Source organism: Thalassospira sp. MCCC 1A02898, assembly GCF_001618185.1.
In the GTDB taxonomy this organism is placed as follows: domain Bacteria; phylum Pseudomonadota; class Alphaproteobacteria; order Rhodospirillales; family Thalassospiraceae; genus Thalassospira; species Thalassospira tepidiphila.
Genome location: NZ_LPXK01000001.1, coordinates 536,572 through 555,309 on the forward strand (window position 1 = coordinate 536,572; position 18,738 = coordinate 555,309).

20 protein-coding genes are annotated in these 18,738 nt (G+C 54.3%); 9 read left to right on the plus strand and 11 right to left on the minus strand.

What is annotated here, in order from left to right; all coding sequences use genetic code 11:
- Positions 1–140 precede the first annotated feature (140 nt).
- From AUQ41_RS02470 to AUQ41_RS02485, 4 genes are all read right to left on the minus strand, one after another.
- Positions 141–695 carry a polysaccharide biosynthesis/export family protein gene (locus tag AUQ41_RS02470; protein ID WP_063086440.1) on the minus strand — a complete coding sequence of 185 codons (555 nt, stop codon included), beginning with the start codon at positions 693–695 and terminating at the stop codon, positions 141–143.
- A complete protein-coding gene (locus tag AUQ41_RS02475; RefSeq protein ID WP_063086442.1) occupies positions 696–1,898 on the minus strand; it encodes an outer membrane beta-barrel protein in 1,203 nt (400 codons plus the stop codon). It abuts the gene before it with no gap.
- A complete protein-coding gene (locus tag AUQ41_RS02480; protein WP_063086444.1) occupies positions 1,898–2,551 on the minus strand; it encodes a sugar transferase in 654 nt (217 codons plus the stop codon). Before AUQ41_RS02480 ends, AUQ41_RS02475 begins: the two co-directional genes overlap by 1 nt.
- A 197-nt stretch (positions 2,552–2,748) precedes the next feature.
- Positions 2,749–3,717: a response regulator gene (locus AUQ41_RS02485; RefSeq protein WP_063086446.1), complete on the minus strand. Its 969-nt coding sequence runs from the start codon at positions 3,715–3,717 to the stop codon at positions 2,749–2,751.
- A gap of 152 nt (positions 3,718–3,869) precedes the next feature.
- On the opposite strand from AUQ41_RS02485, the gene AUQ41_RS02490 reads away from it, so the two are divergent.
- The 3 genes from AUQ41_RS02490 to AUQ41_RS02500 all read left to right on the plus strand — a co-directional run bounded on the left by AUQ41_RS02490 (position 3,870) and on the right by AUQ41_RS02500 (position 7,130).
- A complete protein-coding gene (locus AUQ41_RS02490; protein ID WP_063086448.1) occupies positions 3,870–5,054 on the plus strand; it encodes an EAL domain-containing protein in 1,185 nt (394 codons plus the stop codon).
- A gap of 89 nt (positions 5,055–5,143) precedes the next feature.
- On the plus strand, positions 5,144–5,623 hold the full coding sequence (locus AUQ41_RS02495) for a molybdopterin-dependent oxidoreductase (RefSeq protein WP_232308288.1): 480 nt from the start codon (positions 5,144–5,146) through the stop codon (positions 5,621–5,623).
- Positions 5,610–7,130 (plus strand): sensor histidine kinase, encoded by a 1,521-nt coding sequence (locus AUQ41_RS02500; protein WP_232308289.1) that lies wholly within the window; start codon positions 5,610–5,612, stop codon positions 7,128–7,130. The genes AUQ41_RS02495 and AUQ41_RS02500 overlap by 14 nt, the downstream gene beginning before the upstream one ends.
- A gap of 31 nt (positions 7,131–7,161) precedes the next feature.
- On the opposite strand, the gene AUQ41_RS02505 is transcribed toward AUQ41_RS02500, so the two are convergent.
- The 4 genes from AUQ41_RS02505 to AUQ41_RS02520 form a co-directional block, all read right to left on the minus strand.
- Positions 7,162–8,397 carry a response regulator gene (locus tag AUQ41_RS02505; RefSeq protein WP_083952705.1) on the minus strand — a complete coding sequence of 412 codons (1,236 nt, stop codon included), beginning with the start codon at positions 8,395–8,397 and terminating at the stop codon, positions 7,162–7,164.
- A 15-nt stretch (positions 8,398–8,412) separates the two neighbouring features.
- Complete coding sequence (locus tag AUQ41_RS02510) at positions 8,413–8,886, minus strand: response regulator (RefSeq protein ID WP_063086456.1); 474 nt, start codon at positions 8,884–8,886, stop codon at positions 8,413–8,415.
- 158 nt (positions 8,887–9,044) lie between these two features.
- Entirely contained in the window at positions 9,045–9,512 is a 468-nt protein-coding gene (locus tag AUQ41_RS02515) for a DoxX family protein (protein WP_063086458.1), read from the minus strand.
- Positions 9,513–9,551: 39 nt separating this feature from the next.
- Positions 9,552–10,253, minus strand: a complete 702-nt coding sequence (locus tag AUQ41_RS02520; RefSeq protein WP_008888651.1) for a pirin family protein — start codon at positions 10,251–10,253, stop codon at positions 9,552–9,554.
- Between the two features lie 141 nt (positions 10,254–10,394).
- On the opposite strand from AUQ41_RS02520, the gene AUQ41_RS02525 reads away from it, so the two are divergent.
- On the plus strand, positions 10,395–11,306 hold the full coding sequence (locus tag AUQ41_RS02525; RefSeq protein ID WP_063086460.1) for a LysR family transcriptional regulator: 912 nt from the start codon (positions 10,395–10,397) through the stop codon (positions 11,304–11,306).
- A gap of 105 nt (positions 11,307–11,411) precedes the next feature.
- On the plus strand, positions 11,412–12,212 hold the full coding sequence (locus tag AUQ41_RS02530; protein WP_063086462.1) for a CbiX/SirB N-terminal domain-containing protein: 801 nt from the start codon (positions 11,412–11,414) through the stop codon (positions 12,210–12,212).
- A 9-nt stretch (positions 12,213–12,221) separates the two neighbouring features.
- Here the strand turns inward: AUQ41_RS02530 and AUQ41_RS02535 are convergent, their stop codons facing one another.
- Both AUQ41_RS02535 and AUQ41_RS20630 read right to left on the minus strand, forming a co-directional pair.
- The gene (locus AUQ41_RS02535) at positions 12,222–13,154 is read right to left on the minus strand and encodes a LysR family transcriptional regulator (protein WP_063086464.1); all 933 of its coding nucleotides are present in this window, start codon (positions 13,152–13,154) and stop codon (positions 12,222–12,224) included.
- A gap of 102 nt (positions 13,155–13,256) precedes the next feature.
- Complete coding sequence (locus tag AUQ41_RS20630; protein ID WP_156518938.1) at positions 13,257–13,433, minus strand: hypothetical protein; 177 nt, start codon at positions 13,431–13,433, stop codon at positions 13,257–13,259.
- Between the two features lie 300 nt (positions 13,434–13,733).
- Between AUQ41_RS20630 and AUQ41_RS02540 the strand changes: the two genes are divergently transcribed.
- Positions 13,734–14,183 (plus strand): PaaI family thioesterase, encoded by a 450-nt coding sequence (locus AUQ41_RS02540; RefSeq protein ID WP_063086466.1) that lies wholly within the window; start codon positions 13,734–13,736, stop codon positions 14,181–14,183.
- Between the two features lie 54 nt (positions 14,184–14,237).
- Here the strand turns inward: AUQ41_RS02540 and AUQ41_RS02545 are convergent, their stop codons facing one another.
- Positions 14,238–14,987, minus strand: a complete 750-nt coding sequence (locus AUQ41_RS02545) for a GntR family transcriptional regulator (RefSeq protein ID WP_008888646.1) — start codon at positions 14,985–14,987, stop codon at positions 14,238–14,240.
- A gap of 307 nt (positions 14,988–15,294) precedes the next feature.
- Between AUQ41_RS02545 and AUQ41_RS02550 the strand changes: the two genes are divergently transcribed.
- The 3 genes from AUQ41_RS02550 to AUQ41_RS02560 all read left to right on the plus strand — a co-directional run bounded on the left by AUQ41_RS02550 (position 15,295) and on the right by AUQ41_RS02560 (position 18,738).
- A complete protein-coding gene (locus AUQ41_RS02550) occupies positions 15,295–16,380 on the plus strand; it encodes an ABC transporter ATP-binding protein (RefSeq protein ID WP_063086467.1) in 1,086 nt (361 codons plus the stop codon).
- Between the two features lie 36 nt (positions 16,381–16,416).
- Complete coding sequence (locus tag AUQ41_RS02555) at positions 16,417–17,733, plus strand: PotD/PotF family extracellular solute-binding protein (RefSeq protein WP_063086470.1); 1,317 nt, start codon at positions 16,417–16,419, stop codon at positions 17,731–17,733.
- A gap of 147 nt (positions 17,734–17,880) precedes the next feature.
- The gene (locus AUQ41_RS02560; RefSeq protein ID WP_008888643.1) at positions 17,881–18,738 is read left to right on the plus strand and encodes an ABC transporter permease; all 858 of its coding nucleotides are present in this window, start codon (positions 17,881–17,883) and stop codon (positions 18,736–18,738) included.

Below are 18,738 nucleotides of genomic sequence, written 5' to 3' on the forward strand. Positions count from 1 at the left end.
TGGAAAACGGGCGCAGGTAAAGATGGTTGATCCAGAAAACAGCGGAAAATCCGACGATATATGGACCAGTTCTAAAACCCCTGCGTTCTGAACGAAAATGCACAGTGGATTGTGCTGGAAAGCCGTCCTTTTGCAGTGATTTAGAAGTACCTTTCGGCCACGCGCACGATGTCGCCGGGCATAACGATGGTGGCGAGCGTTGCCGGGATAACGACGCGCGATGCATCATGACCCCGCAGGATTTCGATGTCATCCTCATCCCCGCGATAGGTGAGCCCGCCGCCGACCGCGATGGCATTGAGCACATTCATCCCCGGCACATAATCGTAGGATCCTGGCTGATTGACTTCCCCCATGATGAAAAACGGACGAAAGGCGATAATTTCGACCGCAATATCGGGATGCCGCAAATAGCCATCCAGATAGGCGTCATGGACTTTCTGGCGCGCCTGATCGGTGGTGAGGTTGCGCACGCTTATCGGCCCGATCAGCGCAAGGTTCAGCCTTCCCATGGCATCAACCTTGAATTCGCCCGACAGATCCGGTTCGCCAAACACCGTAACCCGCACCGTATCGCCACTGTCCAAGACATAGATGGTCTGTGCCGTTGCCGTCATCGTCATTGCGATCAAGGCGAACAGCGTGATCAGGGCCGTGCGCAAGCCATTGAACAAGCGTGGCTTTGGTGTTGTCATTTACATCTCCAGCTTGAGGCGGATGTGGCTTTGCAGGCGTTCATAATCCTCACCCGCGCTGTTTGAGTTTCGCTGGTCATAGGCGAGGCCACCCTCGATCCGGGCAAGGCGATTCAGTTCATAGCGAATGCCAATCCCAAACCGACTAGTGTTGTCACGCCGTGTGGTCTGTTGGAAGGTTTCTGCGCTGTAGTCCGCACTGAGCGAAACGGTCAGTCGCCGACGGAGTTCATGGGAAATCCCCGTTCCTGCCTCAAAGGCCAGAATGCCACTGGCGCCGGTCTGGGTCGTTTCGCGCACAGTGCGGGCAGCATTGAACGCGATATTGGTCAGGCGGGTGACCGACCAGTCGAAATCGCCGCGCAAGGTATAATCCCCGATATCGCCAAAGGCCGGGTCGGCATAAGTCTGGTTCATCCAGCCCGCCGCCAGATCGGCCGTGATCAGATCGGTCAGATCAAGGCGAATGCCGCCCAGCACCTGATACCCCGCAGAATCGCGGATGCGTCCACCATCATCGGGGGTTCGGTCATATTGTCGTTGGTTAAACGTGATTTCTCCGTAAGCCTCACGCCCAAGATCAAGCGGCCACAGAATGCGGAGCGTCTCGCGCAGTTCAAGGCGATCACGATCATCATTGCGGATGATCGATCCGTTGCGCGCGGTGCTGTCGTCAAAATCAAGACGGCGAAGTGCAAACTGTGATTCGTAATGCAGGCCGTTGGTAATATGGCGGCCGCCAACCTGGGCGCTGACATCACGGTAAATCACGGGCTCTGTGGCACTGGTCGGGACATCGTTACTGCCGCGCGGGTCATGGGCGCGTTTAAGCTGAACCCCGCCTTCAACGGATGTCGCACCGAGATCAAGGCTGCCCGCAGTGCTGAGCTCAATGTCCTGATAGTCATCACTAGATGAGTTGGCAAAAAAGCCAAGTTCGCCGCCGGCTGCCAGATGCAGGTGAAAAATCCGCCAGTCGCCTTGCAGGGCCAGACGCGGGGTCAAGGTTGTGATGACGTCACCGGTCGGATTGGCATCGCTTTGGAAGATGTTGCTGTCATATCGCGTGCCGAATTCAAGTGACGGGGTTGCCAGAATTCGGCCGAGACGAATGCCACCAGCATCATCGGGATTTTCCATTGCGGCAGCGGGGGCCACGACATTTGCACAGAGCAGTGCAGCGGACATCACGAATTTACGCATTACACCAGCCGCCGGTCGCGACCAAGACAGGGTTTGAGTGCGCGGTGGGGCTGGCGTTGGGCCCGATATCGCGCCAGCGTCCTGAAGGGAAGGACAACCGTGCGGACCAGAATGGCGCAATCAAACAGAGGGGTTTGGCGGCGGATATATTCAAGATCGCTGGCAACGCGCGCCTGCAAGTGATCATCGCTGCAGACCGGGCCGCGCCAGCCCTGAATTTGCGCCCATCCGGTCATGCCCGGCTTTATCGCAAGCCGGGCGGCATAATCGGGAACGCGTTTGGTAAATCGATGATGATCGGCAAGGCTGTGCGGGCGCGGTCCGACTAGCGACATATCGCCGCGTAGCACATTGAAGAACTGCGGCAATTCATCAAGTCCGGTGATGCGCAAAATTGAACTGAGCGTTTCTGCAAATCGCAGGCCGCGTGCAGAAAGCGGGCGGCAGGTGCGATCACGTAAAGTTCGGAACTTGAAAATGACAAAGATCCGACCCTCAAGGCCGACCCGTTTTTGCAAAAACAGCGGATTGTGAAAGCCAGATCCGAACAGCAAGACCGCAATGATCATCAGAACAGGGAAAAGCACCAGCAACCCGATCCCGGCAAACAGAATATCGCATGCCCGTTTGACAGATCGGTTATGGTCGGACATCGACCGATGACAGGCCCAGGACGGTTTTGACGACGGTTCTGATGTGTCGCTATGTCCAGTCAACTCCTGTGCCCCACCCCAGCATTCAAGACCCTGATGTTTCTTAACTCAGGGTAGATGTATTGGCGGCGTTTTCAAGTTTTTATGGTGTGGGTCTTTGGTCGGATGACGTTGCTTAAGCACTAATTTACAGTGCGTTAGCGCAAGGACGGAATACTTGAAAGCACAGTTTTCATCAGTTGCGGCTGTCGGTTCACGCCGGTTTTCGAGAAGATGGTCTTAAGATACGTCCGTGCCGAAGAATGCGAGATTCCGACCAGTTCTGCGGCCTGATCAAGGGCCAGCCCCTCGGCCAGTTTTTGGGTCAGTTTGGCTTCGGATCGGGTCAGGCCAAACAGATCCATCAGATCGTCAACCGCTGGCGGGCGCTGGTGGGCCGGATCAACCAGAATGATCATGAAGCTTTGTTTGCCATCGGCTTTTTTGGGGACCCGGCGAATAAGAAGCGACAGCTTTTCACCGTCACGTTCAAGCGAGAAGCTCTGGTGGCTGCGGGGAACAGTTTTGCCCGGCGGCACAAGAAATTTCGTCAGTCCTTCCGGGCTTGGGTCAATGATCAGGCGTCCCTGCGGGCCGGACCGCACCAGTGAAGACCTCCTGAGAACCTCGGCACCCTGTGAATTGAGATGCAGGATGGTCAGGGTCTCGTCAACCGCAATCACGCCCAGCTCAAACAGGTCGAGGAACTCGGTCGGCAGGGTATCTTCGCTTTGGCCAAGGCGGCTTTTGATCTCGGTTTCGATGTCATCAAGCATCGTCTCGAGCATGGTTGGCTTGGGATAGAAGCGAAAGACGCCGATTTCATTGACCGCCAGCAGTGCTGATTGCAGATCGGCATAACCCGTCAGCATCACAATGATCAATTCCTTGCGGGCCTTGCGCAGTTCGGCGGCAAGTTCAAGGCCGGTCATGCCCGGCATGTGGATATCAAGGATGACTGCCGAAACATCCGGATCGGCGATGATGGCGTCACGCGCGGCAATCGGGTCATTGACAAAGGCCCCCTCCCAGTCCGGGCGCAGGCGGGCAAAATTGCGGCGATGAGACGACAGAAGATTTTCGTCATCATCGACAAAGGCAATCCGGACCGTCTTTTTGGCCGTCATCAAAAGCGCCCTCCACAAATGGGGATATTGGAGAAAGGTAGTCTGACACTAATCTGCGAACGTTCAAAGCTCCGCTATTTGTATAGCACGCATTTAGGCGGGGCTGTCTTGAGAAGATTACTGCGGTGATCGCGTTCCGGAGATGTCCATTTATGGATCAGGTTGATAAACAACGGCCCGTCATTCTGATGGTCGATGATGATGAAAAGTTGCTGGCTGCGGTACGTCGTACCCTGTCGGGCTGCTTTGAATTCGTCACCCATACAGACGGGCAGGCTGCACTGGATTGGCTGGCGCAAAACCGCGACCAGACCGACCTGATCATTGCCGATCTGGTGATGCCGAACATTGACGGCATTTCCTTTCTCAAACAGTCAGCGCGCATGGCGCCCGGTATCAACCGGATGTTGTTGTCTGGTAACGTCTCTAGCCTGTCGCTGCGTGAGGCGATCAATCAGGCCATGGTGACACGCGTTCTGGCCAAGCCGGTATCGGTCGCGGTCCTTAAGGAAGCGATTGACCGTATTCTCAATACCGGCGTGGCGGTTAAAAAGGTTTCTTCGGGCCCAACGGCCCTGATGGTCAATAACGCCATTGACCGGGCAGACTTTCACACCGTTCTGCAGCCGCGTTTTCGTGCAAGCGACCTTGGCCTGTGCGGGGCAGAGGTCCTGTGTCGCATGCCATCTCTTGAAAAGGAATTTGGCATCGACGAGATCATCGAAGCCTCTCAGGACAATCCGGTGATCAACCGCCTTGGCAGTCAGTTGATGGCCATCATGATTGATCAGGCGCCGCGCTATCGTGCGCTTATGGGCGATCAGGCCAACCTTGCGGTCAATCTGTCGCTGTTCTCTCTTAAGACACCGCAGTTCTTTGAGCTGCTGATTCGCTTCTATGAAAAGATGCGGATGCGCGGGGTGACCGTGTCCTATGAAATTCCCGAACGCCAATTGCTGTCCAACGATCTTGAGATGCTGGCCAATGCCACGCGTTTGCGCGAACGCGGTATTGCGCTTCTGATTGATGATTTCGGATCGGGGAACAATTCGCTTGATCTGCTGCGTCAGGAAGTCTTTGCCGGCATCAAGCTTGATCGCGATCTGGTGCGTGGCACCATGACAGATTTTCTCGATGATGCCTTTGTTGAATGGATTGCACAGGTCTGCTCGAAAATGGGTCTTTCGATTTCCGCCAAGGGTATCGAAAACCCCGGTGTGGTCGAAAGGCTGCGGGTATACGGGATTACAGAACTGCAAGGTTTCCACCTTGGTGTACCGGTGTCACTCGAAGAGTGGGAAGAAACCGCAATCATACCCCTTCAGGCATCTGGCTGATTGATATCACGTCAAAATTTCTGATGCAGGCATTGAAAAACAATTGCTGGCAACCACTGTGTATAATCGTGTGATGGAGCATGAAAAGAATGATGAAAAGCGCCCTTAAACTGTTTGCGATGGTGATCGCACTGATTGGATTTAATGTCGCCCCGTCTTTGGCGGGTGGCACATTGTCCATGACCAGGGTTGATGGTGAAACTGTCCATGTTTCGCTTGAGGAACTGATGAAGCTGCAGGCCACCGAAATCAATACCTCGACCCAGTGGACTGACGGGGTACAGAAGTTTCGTGGTGTTGCCTTTGATACGTTGTTTGACACCTATGGTCTGAAAGCGGAAACCGTGCGTGTTTCAGCACTCAATGACTATAACGTGATGGTGCCTGCAGATGTTCTGCGCAATGATGGTGCCATTCTGGCCTATCACCTCAACGATGCCGAAATGTCGGTGCGCGAAAAGGGACCATTCTGGGTCATCTTCCCCTATGACGCCGACGCGCGGTTTCAGACTGATACCTATTGGGCTTATTCCGTCTGGCAGGTAAAGTCTGTTGATGCAGCAAATTAAGTCATTCCTGTTCAAGCAGTCAGGCAGGGCCATGTTTATCGCATTGGTCCTGTTTGTCGTGCTTTATGGATTTCTGTCGGCAGCGATTGTCCACCAGCTTGACGATGAGCGGTTCAAGTACCGCGAAAATTTCGTCTGGGCGGTTTTTCAGGTGCAGCGTCAGTTTCTTGTCGTGCAGCGTGACATCGAGGCTGCAATCGGCCGGTTTGGTTTGTCTGACGATGTGGTCGACCGGGTCCTGCTGGAATATGAAATTCTGGTCAGCCGTGTCTACCTGCTGCGTGATGGCGATGGGTTTGAGGTGTTGTTCACGGTGCCGGAAGTCGCCGAAACAATCAAACAGCTTGAACTTCAGATCGACAAGATCGACGCGGCGTTGGCGACCATCACCGATCCTGAGGAAAAGCTGAGCGCTTTGTATCGCTTGCTTGAGCCGATGAACGAATCTTTGCAACAGGCGGTGGTACGTACAACAAACTTTGTTTCGATTTACAACGCCAATAATATCTCGGTCGTGAAGACCGATATTCAGATCCTGTCCTATCTGTTTTTCGTCGGTGTGATTGTCATGGCAGTTCTTGCAACTTTCATGATCCGCCAGCGCCAAAAGATTTTTGCCGCCGATATGGCCGCCCAAAAAGCGCGCCAGGAACAGGAAGTGATCGAGGAAGCCGCCGATTACGCCAAGATGCATGCGCTTGGCACCTTGGCCGGTGGGGTTGCGCACGAAATCAACACGCCAGCACAATATATACAGAACAATCTTGAATTCTTGTCTGACAGTTTTGCCGATCTGGTTGGTGCGATTGATCGCAAGAATCCCGATGAACCGGCACGGCTTAATCTTGATAAACCCAAGATCGACTTCATTACCGAAGAAGTCCCGATGGCGATTGACGAGAGCATTCAGGGCCTGAACCGGATTGCCGAGATTGTCCGTGGTATTCGCAAATTTGCCCATCCGACAACCGATGCCGTGGAGCCGATTTCGATTACCGAGGAAATCGATACCGCCGTTACCCTGACGCGCAACCAGGTCAAACATATCGCCGATCTGGACGTTGTCATGCAGTCCGATGTCACCGAAGTCAGCGGGCGCAGGAACCACTTGTCGCAAGCGCTGATCAACCTGATCGTCAATGCGTCACAAGCCATCCGTGAAACAGGTCAGCGCCGCGGGCGCATTGATCTTCTGGTGACGTCCGATGATGACAATGTCTATATCCGCTTGCGTGATAATGGCGCGGGTGTTCCCGAAAATATCCGGGAACGCATCTTTGATTACTTCTTTACTACCAAGGAACGGGGTGTTGGCACCGGTCAGGGATTGCCGATCTGTCGCAAACTTATTCAGGATGATTTCAACGGGGATCTGACCTTGTCCGCGGACTATATCGACGGAGCGGAATTTGTGATCCGGTTGCCGAAACCCGATCAAAACGCCGCCACTGACACCAATGCGGATCTCCTTGAAGGGCCAAGTGACCTTAACAGTTTGCTTCGATAATCAGGCAGGTCTTTGATCAGAAGGCCGTGTTTCAGAAATTTTGAGACTTGGTTGCTTCCAGCGGGACGTGCTTGCCAATGCAGGCGCGTTCCCAAACCTGCCAATCAGCCGCAGCACCGCATCGGGTGATAAATCCACGCGCGAGGTCATATTTTTCTGCGCGTGTCACACCATCAACACCTGCCTTGCGCGCAAAATGCTGTGCTGCATAGACAATCAGCAAGCTTTCCGACCTGTCGGTTGGTGCGGATTCCGGACGATGATGAAACGCGATGTTTTCAATGATCTGATGGGAAAAACCCCAGCAGGCACACAGGCACGCTGATACAGCCGGATGAGCAAAGCCCATTTCACTGATTTCAGCTGATATGATGTCGCAATTATCTACGTCTGCACGATGGCGGCTGGCTGCATGTTTTTCAGGCACAACGCGAGCAGTGAAAATATCGCCGATGTGACACAGAAGAGCAGCGGCACGGATCTGATCGACAGATTCCGGTTCAAGGTTGCGAAGTCGTGCGATATCGGCCGCCATCTGACCCAGGACAAGGGGACGATGAAGGTCGACACTGATCCGCTCGCCATCAAACTGGCTGGGTTGTCCCAGTTCGCACCACAGCACGCACAGTGCCTTGATGGTTTCGATGCCCAAGATTTTAAGAAGCTTGATGAAGTCGGGATGACTGTCCGCGGGTATGAGTTGCTCACGCAGGGCAAGCTCATGGACAAGGTTCGTCAACGCCGGGTGATCGTTCGCGAAATCAGTAAGTTCGGCATGGCTGCTGGGGCCGCTGAATTGCAGTATGGAATGCAGGCGACGAAAGGTTATTGGCCACATCAGATCGCCCGGAACGATGGAAAGCAAATCAACCAGAAACGGGTCGCGCAGATATTTGTTCATGATCAGGCCGCGCTCGGCAACGTGGATAATGTCGCTATCGGTGCAGGGTTTGGCCAAAAAATGATGGGTGGCGGCAGCACCATTCTGAATGGCGATTTCATCGGCATACCCGGACAACAGAATGCGCGATGTCTGCGGCCAGCGTGTTGCAACGATCCGAAGGAACTCCGCCCCGTCCATGGACGGCATGCGCATGTCGGAAATGACGACGTCTGCAGGCTGTTCTTCCAGTCCGATCAACGCCTGTTCCGCACTTTCGTAGAAGCGCAACGCCCAGTTCGGACGCATTGATAACATACGCCGCCGTAAACCTCTGAGAACGTTGAGGTCATCATCAACAAATATGATCGAGGCATTATGCGGCATTGCTTGTATGGCTCGCTAAGCGATTGCTGCAGACAGGCTGGCGGCATCACAGGGTTTGCTCAGAACGAAGGTCGCGCCGACAGATTTGGCTTCTTCATTGACCTTGGCGTCATAGAAACCGGTCAACATGATTTTGCGTGTACCTTCGGCATTCTTGATTTCACGGCGCTCGATCTCATAAAGCAATTCGATACCTGACATTCCGGGCATCATATAATCAAGGATCACCACGTCATATGGCGTTTGTTTGCGGCCCGCCTGGGCCAGCATCTGCAACGCGATTTCGCCGTTTTCAGCGACGTCTATGTGCGTAACACCGGCACTGCGCAGGACACGGCGAACGGAGAAGCGCACTTCGATACTGTCATCGACCAGCAGGAAACGCTTTTCGGCATTCGGTTTACGGTATGCGTTATCCCCTTTGCAGCGGCGCAAACCGTCGGCGATTTCGATATCATTCTGACTGTTTCTGGGCGACGCGATGTTCATGGCTTCGTTCCGGATCACTTTGCAATGGTTGGATCTGTAGCGTGATCACCATCTTCGGCATTTTCCGGGGCGGGCAATATCCCCATTTGGGGAGCAAACGAAAAACGGGCTGCCACAAAGGCAGCCCGTTGAAGGCACGCATGAATTTGGCGGTGTGATCAGAATTCACGGCCGATCTTGTGGTCGACAGAGAACTTTCCCCCGCCCTGAACAAGCACGGACAGGGCAAGAAGTCCCCACATAAGCGGCATTTCAAAACCACCCTCGTTCCAGAAATAACCAGCTGGAAGATGGGTTGAAACAGCAATCGCCATGAAGACAAGAACTGTTGCTGCCACCGGACGGGTCAAAAGGCCAATCGTCAGCATAAGGCCGCCGACAAATTCCAGAAGGCCGATGGCAAGGGCAAACAGGAAGCCCGGAACAAAGCCGATGCTTTCCAGCCAGCCTGCGGTTCCTTCGAGGCCATAACCACCAAATGCACCAAACAGTTTCTGGGCACCGTGCGGGACCAACAGAAGGCCGGTGGTCACACGGACAATGACAGGCGAAAGCGGTTGCAGGGTTGACCATACATTGCCAAGGGCAGGGATGATCGAACGGGTGTTTGCGTTATACGAAGTCATGGTCGTTCTCCTAACCATGGGGCACGCGGGTTTCGCGCTTCAGGCCGCCATGTCAAAAACAAGGGCTTCGGCGTTGTCCGCGTCCGAGAAGACAAGTTCGTCTTCATCCTTGATCGCAGCGCCATCACCGGCATTAAGGGTTTCACCGTTTACCGTCAGGCTGCCGCGTGCGACCTGTACCCAGGCGATGCGGCCTTTGCCGATCTTGTGCTGAGCACTTTCGCCATCACTGAGATGGGCGACATAAAGATCGACATTCTGATGAATGGTGATCGAGTCTTCGCGGCCATCGCGGCTGCCGATCAGGGTCAGGCCGGAACCGGTATCGCGGCGTGCGATTTCCTTTTCCTCGTAACCCGGTTCCAGACCGGCCGCTTCGGGGATGATCCAGATTTGCAGGAAATGCACCGGATCGGTTTTGGAATGGTTGTATTCCGAATGGCGGATACCGGTCCCGGCCGTCATGCGTTGCAGGCGGCCCGGACGGATGACTGATCCGGTGCCGATGCTGTCCTTGTGTTCAAGGGCACCATCAAGAACATAGGAAATGATTTCCATATCCTTGTGACCGTGGGTGTCAAAACCGGCACCGGGAATGACCCGGTCTTCGTTGATTACGCGAAGCGGACCCCAACCCATGCGGTTCGGATCATAGTAATGCCCGAACGAAAATGTGTGATTGGAATCAAGCCAGCCAAACTGGGCACGGCCGCGGGTATCTGCATCAACTTTAATAAGCATCTTCTACCTCCATGAGGTTGTCTGTTGTTGAAGACAGAATACCCTTTTCAATCGAGGGGACAATTCGTGTAATTATCGCCATTGTGTTGCATACTATGCGACAATCTGAACCGACCGGGGCGATAAACAGGAAGACGCATTATGGACAAGCTGGCTAGCCTCAAGAGTTTCGTGCGCGTGGTGGAAGAAGGAAGCTTTGCCTCTGCCGCGCGTGCGATCGGACAATCACGTTCGCAGGTTAACCGCGCGGTGGCGGCACTTGAAGACGATCTTGGCGTTCAGTTGCTGAACCGGACAACGCGAAAAGTATCGGTCACGCCAAGCGGACAGGCCTTTTATCAGCGGGCCAAAGCCATTCTGTCCGATCTGGGGGATGCAGAAGATTCCATCCGCGAACATCGCGATCATCCTTCCGGGGATATCCGGATCAATGCGCCAATGTCTTTTGGCACGTTGCATCTGGGGCCGGCATTGGTCGATTTTGCCCGGACCTATCCCGATATCCGTGTCGAGCTGTCCCTTGATGATCACTTTATTGATCCGGTGGCAGACGGGTTTGACATGACTGTGCGTATCAGCCGCCCGACCGAAACTCTTGCCCTGATCGATCATGAAATCGTACCGATGCGTCGCGTGCTGTGTGCCTCGCCCGAGTTTATTCGAATTCATGGGGAACCGACCGACATTCGTGATCTGGCGCGATTGCCTTGTCTGCATTACGGCAACCTGCCATCCGGGGCACGTTGGAAAATGACCGGGCCGGACGGGCCGGTCGCGGTACAGGTCAATGGCGTGTTTTGCTGCAACAACGCGGAAGTGTTGCGTGATGCGGCCCTTGCCGGGCTGGGCATTGCCGAATTACCGACATTTATCGCCGGGCCGGAATTGCAGACCGGGCGACTGGTCAGTGTTCTTTGCGATTATGCGCCCGATCCTCTGTCCCTGTATCTTTTGTATCCGCCCAGCCGTCAGCTTGCTGCGCGTATCAGGTTGCTGGTTGAATTCATCCAGGACCGCTTTGGCGATCAGCCGCGGTGGGATCTGGTGCAATGAAATTTTCGCGCCAAAACAGGGGTTTTTACCTGTCTGGCGATCCAGATGGTTGCATGATGCGTATATCAAACTACGCTTTTGACAATGCAGACTATGGTGAGATGCATGCCACATTTCGAAATGCCGACACTCATGATGGTGTCCCATGGCAACAGCGGTAATGGCGGTGATCCGGCAGGGGACCTTGCGAGGACAATTGCACCTGACTGGAATGGTCGCGTCAGCCACGGATATATGCGAAGCCGACCTTCTGTCAGCGACCAGCTCGAAATCCTTAAGGAAACGGCTGATGCCAATCGTCTGATTGTTTTCCCGCTATTCTTCAGTGAAGGCTATCTGGTGTTCGAAGAGCTGCCAGCCAAATTGCATGAGGCGGGGCTCGGCGATGCTGTTATTCTGCCACCGGCCATCAACCTTCCGGACTTTTGTGAAATGATTGCCGTGCATGTTCATGCATCAGCACGCAATCGTGGCTGGAGCCTTGCTGAAACATCTGTCTTTCTTGTTCCGCACGGCTTGAAAACCCTGACCGAACCGCTTCCCGAAACAGTCCGACTTGCGGATCGTCTGGGGCGGATTTGCGTTGGTGCGGAAATCTGCATTGGTAATATCGAAGGATCGCCATCGCTTGGCGATTGGCGCGACATCGCCGCCCACAGGCAGGCGATTATTGTGCCTATGCTTGCAGGTGGTGGAGCGCACGCGCGTGAAGATCTGCCCGAACTGCTTGATGTTAAATCAGATGAACGTGTCGAGGTGCTGGCGCCGGTCGGTCAATGGTCTGAACTGCCCGGTCTTGTTCTGGCAGAAGCCGAACGTCATGTGGCGCGTTTTGGCGGCATGGCAGTGCCCCTGGGGCCGAGCGGACAGGACCTTTGGGCGGAACGCGCACAGCGTTCTGCCTGACGAGCGGGATCAGCCCAAAACTGGTTTGAACTGTGTTTCTGCCGATTTGCGCAGAAGATAATCACGAAACAGGCGTGCGGCACTGGTCAGGTTGGCGTTGCCTTCGTGGGCGATCAACAATTGGCGTTTGGCCCAGTCATCGGCAATCGGGGCGCCAGCAATGTTCATATGCCCGATATAGCCTGCGACCGAGCTTTTGCGCAGGAAACCAATCCCGAGACCCGCCGCAATCATTTGCCGCAAGGAGCCAAATCGTACGACCTTGATATGCGGATGCATGTCGAGTTTGATTTTCGATGCGGCCTCGGAAATCAGATCATCAATCACGCCGCCTTCATGCAGTGAGATGATGTCGTATTTGGCGGCTTCGGAAAATTTCACCGGTTTCGGATTATCGGCATTGGGGATCAGTGGATGCCCCTTGGGAGTTACAACCCAGATCGGATCATCACAGAACACATCATGGGACAGATCGCCAAGCGGGCTGTTATCGGCCAGAATTGCCAGATCAGCGCGACCTTCGCGGACGGCCTCGGCACTTTCGCGCGACGTCAGTTCACGGACATCGACCGTGATGTGCGGGAAATCTTGTTCAAAATCGGCCAAGAACGATGGCAGGCCGGTCAGAATCGCCGAAGTGACGGCGGCAAGATAGATCTTGCCCTTTTCACCGGCGTTGAAATCGCGCAATTCATTGGAAAGATGGTTCAGATCGCCCAGAAGCTTTTCGCCGTAGCGGGCAAAGATCGTGCCTTCTTCGGTCGGTTCGACCCCGCGTGGCAGGCGGCGCAAAAGTTTGACGCCCAACATGGCTTCAAGTTCGCCAATGCGGCGCGAGACTGCCGAAGTCGCGATATGTTCGCGCCGGGCAGCTTCATTGATACTTCCGGCGCGCACGATGGCGACAAAAAGCCGGATGGTCACGATATCAAACTTTTGCATGGAACCGTTGTCGGTGGTTCAACCCGAAGCGTCAAGAAGTTTGAGGGTGCGATGATTTAAGGACCGTCGCACCATCCTCAAACGATAAGGAAAGCAGGTGCCTTAACCTTCAACCTGACGCCATGCCTTGTTCCAGTCCGCAGTCAGTTCTGCGTGGTTTTTGGCCTGGGATGCTTTCATGATCACGGCAACCTGAAGGGCACGAACAAAGCTGGTGAACCAACCGATACGGACTTCGCGTTCAATGCTGGTGGTGTCTTTGTAAGCAATCGTCGTCATGGCTTTGATCCTTGTAGAACCGTTTGTGTCTGGGGTGACTACAGATATATCGACAGCTGGTTCGGACGACTATTCTCGTTTCACCGCTATCCCGTTCTTGGTTGGAGAACGGTGTGGTTATCACATTGAAATAAAAGCGTTATTTCATGTTGCATCGCCTAACATTGATTAAGGGATGCGGTTTTCAACTCTGTTAAGAGTGGCGTCGGGGCCGGTCGAGGTATGCGACTCATCGCGGTTTTCGGCACTCAGCTATTTCTGCTATAGCTTGTGGAGTTTTACGACAGGGATGGCTTACACATGATCGGCACGCACGATAATCTGGCCTATGAACAGGCCCATGGCAGCGGATTGCAGGATCATCTTGGCTATCGCCTTGTGGAATGGGCCGAAGACCACGCGGTGGTCGAACTTGATGTACAAAACCATCACTGTAATCGGGCTGGTATCCTGCATGGTGGCGTGCTGACAACCCTGATGGATACAGCATCTGGCTATGCTGTGTGTTTCTGTCCTGTGCCGGGCAATGTGCGCAAATCCCTGACCCTGTCATTGACCACCAATTTCCTGGGGATGGCGAGGGATGGTTTGGTCCGGGTTGTTGCCCGCAAGCAGGGCGGCGGACGCAAGGTGGTGTTTACCGAGGCAACCGCCTTTGACATGGATGGTAATGTGATCGGCACATCAACGGGTACGTTCAAATATCACCGTGGCAGCGAGGATCCGAATGGGGTTCCGCGTGATGCGTGAACGGAATATGCGCGCGTCGCGAATGGCGCGCGTTACGGGAAATCGCCAGGAGGATTAGCTGGCTTCCGAGGTCGGGATGCGGCCAAAGATGCTGGCAAAATCGGTTTTGCCCGGTTTGGGCCGCTGCAATTGCAGGCGATCACGGATGGCATCAAGGTGGCGTGACATTTCAGCCGCCGCGACATCGGGATCGCCACTAAGCAGAGCATTGAGCAGCTGGTCATGTTCCGTGTGGGAGCAATCGACCGGTTGCGGGCTTTCATACATGGCAATAATCAGCGACGTGCGCAGGATCAGGCGTTCAAGGAATTCCTCGATCACCAGATTGCCGCTAAGCCGTGCAAGCAACAGGTGGAATTCACCTGATAAAATGATGGCAGCCCGATGATCCCCGCGATGATGGGCGTCATGTTCGCGATCCAGATGCGCCTTGATCTGTTCGGCGCGTTCGGGGGTCATGCTGGTGGCGACCTTGCGTGCCACGCCATCCTCGATCATGCGGCGCGCGGAAAAGACTTCGATGGCTTCGTCAATGGTCGGTTCAGCGACAAAGGCGCCGCGATTGGGCACCAGATTGATCAGCTTGTCATGGGCGAGCTGCAGGAAAGTCGCACGGATGCGTGCACGGCTGACCCCGAAGGTTTTGGCAAGATCTTCCTCGATGAGCTTCATGCCCGGCTCCAGACGGCGATCCAGGATCGCGTCGAGCATCTCGTGATAGATCATTTCCTCCGGGCGCAGCTTTTCGCTGCCTTTATAGCTGCCGGTCTGTTCGGCCTTGGCCATCGTGACGATACTTTCCATCGTTCATGTTCGTTGGGTGGTTCTCTATTTCTACAAAATTGTTGACGATTTGCACAACATAAAATGGTTCTTTATTTTCCGTGCAGGGACGAAGATGATTATAATTTTCGCACATAAATCACAGTGATTAATAAATATGCATAAAGTGGACATAAAACGGGCAGAATGAGGAGCCTAACAAACGCGCCAGTTTTGATAGTTTGGCGGGACTCGCTGAAAAACTGCCAATGAAATCAAGTGGCACGCATCTTGCCTTAGATCGCTGACATGATTGTTAACAATTTTGCATGCAGCGACGGGTGAGCGGATGACGGGCAACGGGGCCATTGAATTGATTGCTGTCAGTAAATTTTACGGCAGCACACAGGCAGTGAAATCGATTGATCTGCAAATTCCGGCAGGGGCGTATTGCTGTTTGATTGGTCCGTCGGGGTGCGGCAAGTCAACCACACTGCGCATGATCGCCGGTCATGAAGTGATCAGCGAGGGCGATCTTCTGATCGGGGATCGCAATGTGACCGAACTGCCGCCAGTCAAGCGCGGCACGGCCATGATGTTTCAGAATTACGCACTTTTCCCGCACATGACCTGTGCGGAGAACGTTGCCTTTGGCCTCAAGATGCAAGGTGTCTCCCCATCGGATCGTAAAGATCGGGCCAAAGAGATGTTGGCCCGGGTCCATATGGAGCAATTTGCAGATCGCAAGCCCGACCAGCTCTCTGGCGGGCAGCAGCAGCGTATTGCTTTGGCGCGGTCCCTGATTACCGAGCCGTCCGTCCTTTTGCTTGATGAACCGCTTTCGGCCCTTGATCCGTTCCTGCGGGCGCGTATGCGTGATGAATTGCGCCGTCTGCAGCAGGAACTGGGCATCACGTTCGTTCACGTCACGCATGCACAGGACGAGGCATTGGCCTTATCAGACATGGTGGTCGTGATGGAAGACGGGATCATTCGCCAGAAAGGCACCCCGCACGAAATATTCAACCAGCCCAAATCGCGCTTCATCGCGAACTTCATGGGCGGTCAGAACATCTTCAAAGGCACCGTTTCGGAATCCGGCCCGGCAGGCACGTTGCTTGCGCGCGGTCTGGACAGTTTCTTCCTGCCCGGTTTTGCAGACGGCAAGGCGGGCGAGGACATCGAATTCACCATTCGTACCGACCTGATCGGTCTGGACGAAACGCCACCAGCAGACAGCAAGAACGGTCAGATCCCTGTCGAAATTACCACGGTCGAGTATCTCGGCCTGTGGGTTCGGATTGTCGCAACGACAGCCGACGGCAAGGAAATAACCCTAATGAAGACCGAAAGCGAATTTCGGCAGGCACCGGTCAGGCGACTGGACAAATTCATCGCCTATTGGAAGCCGGAACATGCCCATGTTCTGGCCTGAATGAAATAAACCAACAAGCTATCAGGAGTGCTTCACATGACGATCGAAAAGAAAATTTCAAAGAAAACAATCGAGACGGACACCGGCGTTTCACGCCGTGGTTTCGTTAAGGGTGCAGCGGTTGTAACCGGTGCTGCCATCGGTTCGGGTGCCATCACCGGTTTCCCGACCATCTGGGCGCAGAACATCAAGGACGTTACCCTGCGTCAGTTCGGTACCGGTGTTTCGAACATCAACGCCGTTGCGGACAAGGTCAAAGAAGATCTTGGCTTTACCCTGCAGATGACCGCCCTTGATTCGGATGCGGTTGCCCAGCGCGCCGTGACCCAGCCGAACTCGTTTGATATTGCCGATATCGAATACTGGATCTGTAAGAAGGTATTCCCGGCCGGCACCATGCAGCCGATGGATACAACCAAGCTCAAAAACTATCAGTACATCTCCAAGCTGTTCATTGATGGCAAACTGACCCCGGATTCAGAAATCGCGCAAGGTACCGCGCCGCATACGGTTGGCTTCGTTGAAGGTGCCGACAGTGTCGAATTCGCATCTGCACCGACCCAATGGATGACCCTGATCCCGACCATCTATAACGCAGATACCCTTGGTATTCGCCCTGACCTGATTGATCGCGAAATCACCAGCTGGGCCGATCTGCTTGATCCGGCATTCAAAGGCAAGGCATCGATCCTCAACATTCCGTCGATTGGCATCATGGATGCGGCGATGGTGTGCGAAGCCATGGGCGAAGTCACCTATGGCGATAAGGGCAACATGACCCAGGAAGAAATCGACAAGACCATCGCGGTCATGATCGACGCCAAGAAAGCCGGCCAGTTCCGCGCCTTCTGGAAGAGCTTCGATGAGTCGGTCAACCTGATGGCATCTGGCGAAGTTGTCATTCAGTCCATGTGGTCGCCGGCCGTTGCCGCAGTTCGTTCCAAAGGCATCGCCTGCAAATACCAGCCGCTTAAGGAAGGTTATCGTGCATGGGGTGGTGGCATCGGTCTTGCCAAGCACCTTTCGGGTCTCGAGCTTGAAGCAGCCTACGAATATATCGACTGGTACCTGTCGGGCTGGGTTGGTGCGTATCTTAACCGTCAGGGTTACTACAGCGCAGCACCGGAAACCGCGAAGAAGTTCATGTCCGAAGACGAGTGGGGCTTCTGGATGGAAGGCAAAGCCGCCGAAGGCGACATCCTTTCCCCGGATGGCAAGGTCATGGAAAAAGCAGGTGCGGTTCGCGATGGCGGTTCCTACGAAGAGCGTATGGGCTCGGTCGCGTGCTGGAACTCCGTCATGGACGAGAACAAGCACATGGTCCGCAAGTGGAACGAATTCATCGCAGCATAATCTGCGACAGATATCTGGTGGGCGCGACTTTGGTCGCGCCCGTCACCCCGACTTTCTGATTTTACGTTTTCAATTTTCCGACAGCATGTCGGGCCCATTTATTCGTTTTTACTTTTTGGTTTTCTGGCAGGGTTTCAAGGACAGAGCATGGCTTCTGATACGTCAAAAAGATCGTCCTATTTCCTGATCTCGCCAATGGCGCTGATCTTTGCGGTGTTTCTTGTCATTCCGCTTCTGACCATTGTTGTGGTCAGTTTCTGGGACTATGACGAATATCGCATCCTGCCGGACTTCATTTTAGAGAACTACAAGTACCTGCTGGGCTCCTCGGTAACCTGGAGCATCTATCTCAATACCCTGAAATATGCCGTTCTGACCTGGGTCTTTACCCTGCTGATCGGGTTTACGGTGGCCTATTTCCTGGCGTTTCATGTGCGCAGTCTGACCTGGCAGATCGTTTTGTTCATGCTGTGCACCATTCCGTTCTGGACGTCGAACATCATCCGCATGATTTCGTGGATCCCGTTCCTTGGGCGTAACGGGCTTTTGAACTCTGCCCTGATCAATCTCGGGATTGTCGATCAGCCGCTTGAATTCCTTCTGTTTTCCGATTTCGCAGTCGTGTTGGCAGATGTCCACCTTTACACCCTGTTCATGGTGGTGCCGATCTTCAATTCCATGATGCGCATCGACCGATCCTTGATCGAGGCGGCGCGCGATGCAGGTGCCAGCGGCTTCGAGACGTTGAAATCCGTCATCGTCCCGCTGTCCAAGCCCGGCATTGCCATCGGGTCGATCTTTGTCATCACGGTGGTTATGGGCGATTTCATCACGGTCCGCCTGATGAGTGGCGGGCAAAGTGCCTCGGTCGGTTTGCAGATTTCCAATGAAATCGGACTTCTACAATATCCGGCGGCAGCCGCCAGTGCGGTGGTATTGCTGATCACGGTGTTGCTGATCGTGACCGCGTTGTTGCGTCTTGTTGATATCCGCAAGGAGCTGTGA

Bases quoted from the DNA above. Each gene is read 5' to 3' on its own strand.
- AUQ41_RS02470 (WP_063086440.1), bottom strand. From the start codon at position 695: ATGACAACACCAAAGCCACGCTTGTTCAATGGCTTGCGCACGGCCCTG.
- AUQ41_RS02475 (WP_063086442.1), bottom strand. From the start codon at position 1,898: ATGCGTAAATTCGTGATGTCCGCTGCACTGCTCTGTGCAAATGTCGTG.
- AUQ41_RS02480 (WP_063086444.1), bottom strand. From the start codon at position 2,551: ATGTCCGACCATAACCGATCTGTCAAACGGGCATGCGATATTCTGTTT.
- AUQ41_RS02485 (WP_063086446.1), bottom strand. From the start codon at position 3,717: ATGACGGCCAAAAAGACGGTCCGGATTGCCTTTGTCGATGATGACGAA.
- AUQ41_RS02490 (WP_063086448.1), top strand. From the start codon at position 3,870: ATGGATCAGGTTGATAAACAACGGCCCGTCATTCTGATGGTCGATGAT.
- AUQ41_RS02495 (WP_232308288.1), top strand. From the start codon at position 5,144: ATGATGAAAAGCGCCCTTAAACTGTTTGCGATGGTGATCGCACTGATT.
- AUQ41_RS02500 (WP_232308289.1), top strand. From the start codon at position 5,610: ATGCAGCAAATTAAGTCATTCCTGTTCAAGCAGTCAGGCAGGGCCATG.
- AUQ41_RS02505 (WP_083952705.1), bottom strand. From the start codon at position 8,397: ATGCCGCATAATGCCTCGATCATATTTGTTGATGATGACCTCAACGTT.
- AUQ41_RS02510 (WP_063086456.1), bottom strand. From the start codon at position 8,886: ATGAACATCGCGTCGCCCAGAAACAGTCAGAATGATATCGAAATCGCC.
- AUQ41_RS02515 (WP_063086458.1), bottom strand. From the start codon at position 9,512: ATGACTTCGTATAACGCAAACACCCGTTCGATCATCCCTGCCCTTGGC.
- AUQ41_RS02520 (WP_008888651.1), bottom strand. From the start codon at position 10,253: ATGCTTATTAAAGTTGATGCAGATACCCGCGGCCGTGCCCAGTTTGGC.
- AUQ41_RS02525 (WP_063086460.1), top strand. From the start codon at position 10,395: ATGGACAAGCTGGCTAGCCTCAAGAGTTTCGTGCGCGTGGTGGAAGAA.
- AUQ41_RS02530 (WP_063086462.1), top strand. From the start codon at position 11,412: ATGCCACATTTCGAAATGCCGACACTCATGATGGTGTCCCATGGCAAC.
- AUQ41_RS02535 (WP_063086464.1), bottom strand. From the start codon at position 13,154: ATGCAAAAGTTTGATATCGTGACCATCCGGCTTTTTGTCGCCATCGTG.
- AUQ41_RS20630 (WP_156518938.1), bottom strand. From the start codon at position 13,433: ATGACGACGATTGCTTACAAAGACACCACCAGCATTGAACGCGAAGTC.
- AUQ41_RS02540 (WP_063086466.1), top strand. From the start codon at position 13,734: ATGATCGGCACGCACGATAATCTGGCCTATGAACAGGCCCATGGCAGC.
- AUQ41_RS02545 (WP_008888646.1), bottom strand. From the start codon at position 14,987: ATGGAAAGTATCGTCACGATGGCCAAGGCCGAACAGACCGGCAGCTAT.
- AUQ41_RS02550 (WP_063086467.1), top strand. From the start codon at position 15,295: ATGACGGGCAACGGGGCCATTGAATTGATTGCTGTCAGTAAATTTTAC.
- AUQ41_RS02555 (WP_063086470.1), top strand. From the start codon at position 16,417: ATGACGATCGAAAAGAAAATTTCAAAGAAAACAATCGAGACGGACACC.
- AUQ41_RS02560 (WP_008888643.1), top strand. From the start codon at position 17,881: ATGGCTTCTGATACGTCAAAAAGATCGTCCTATTTCCTGATCTCGCCA.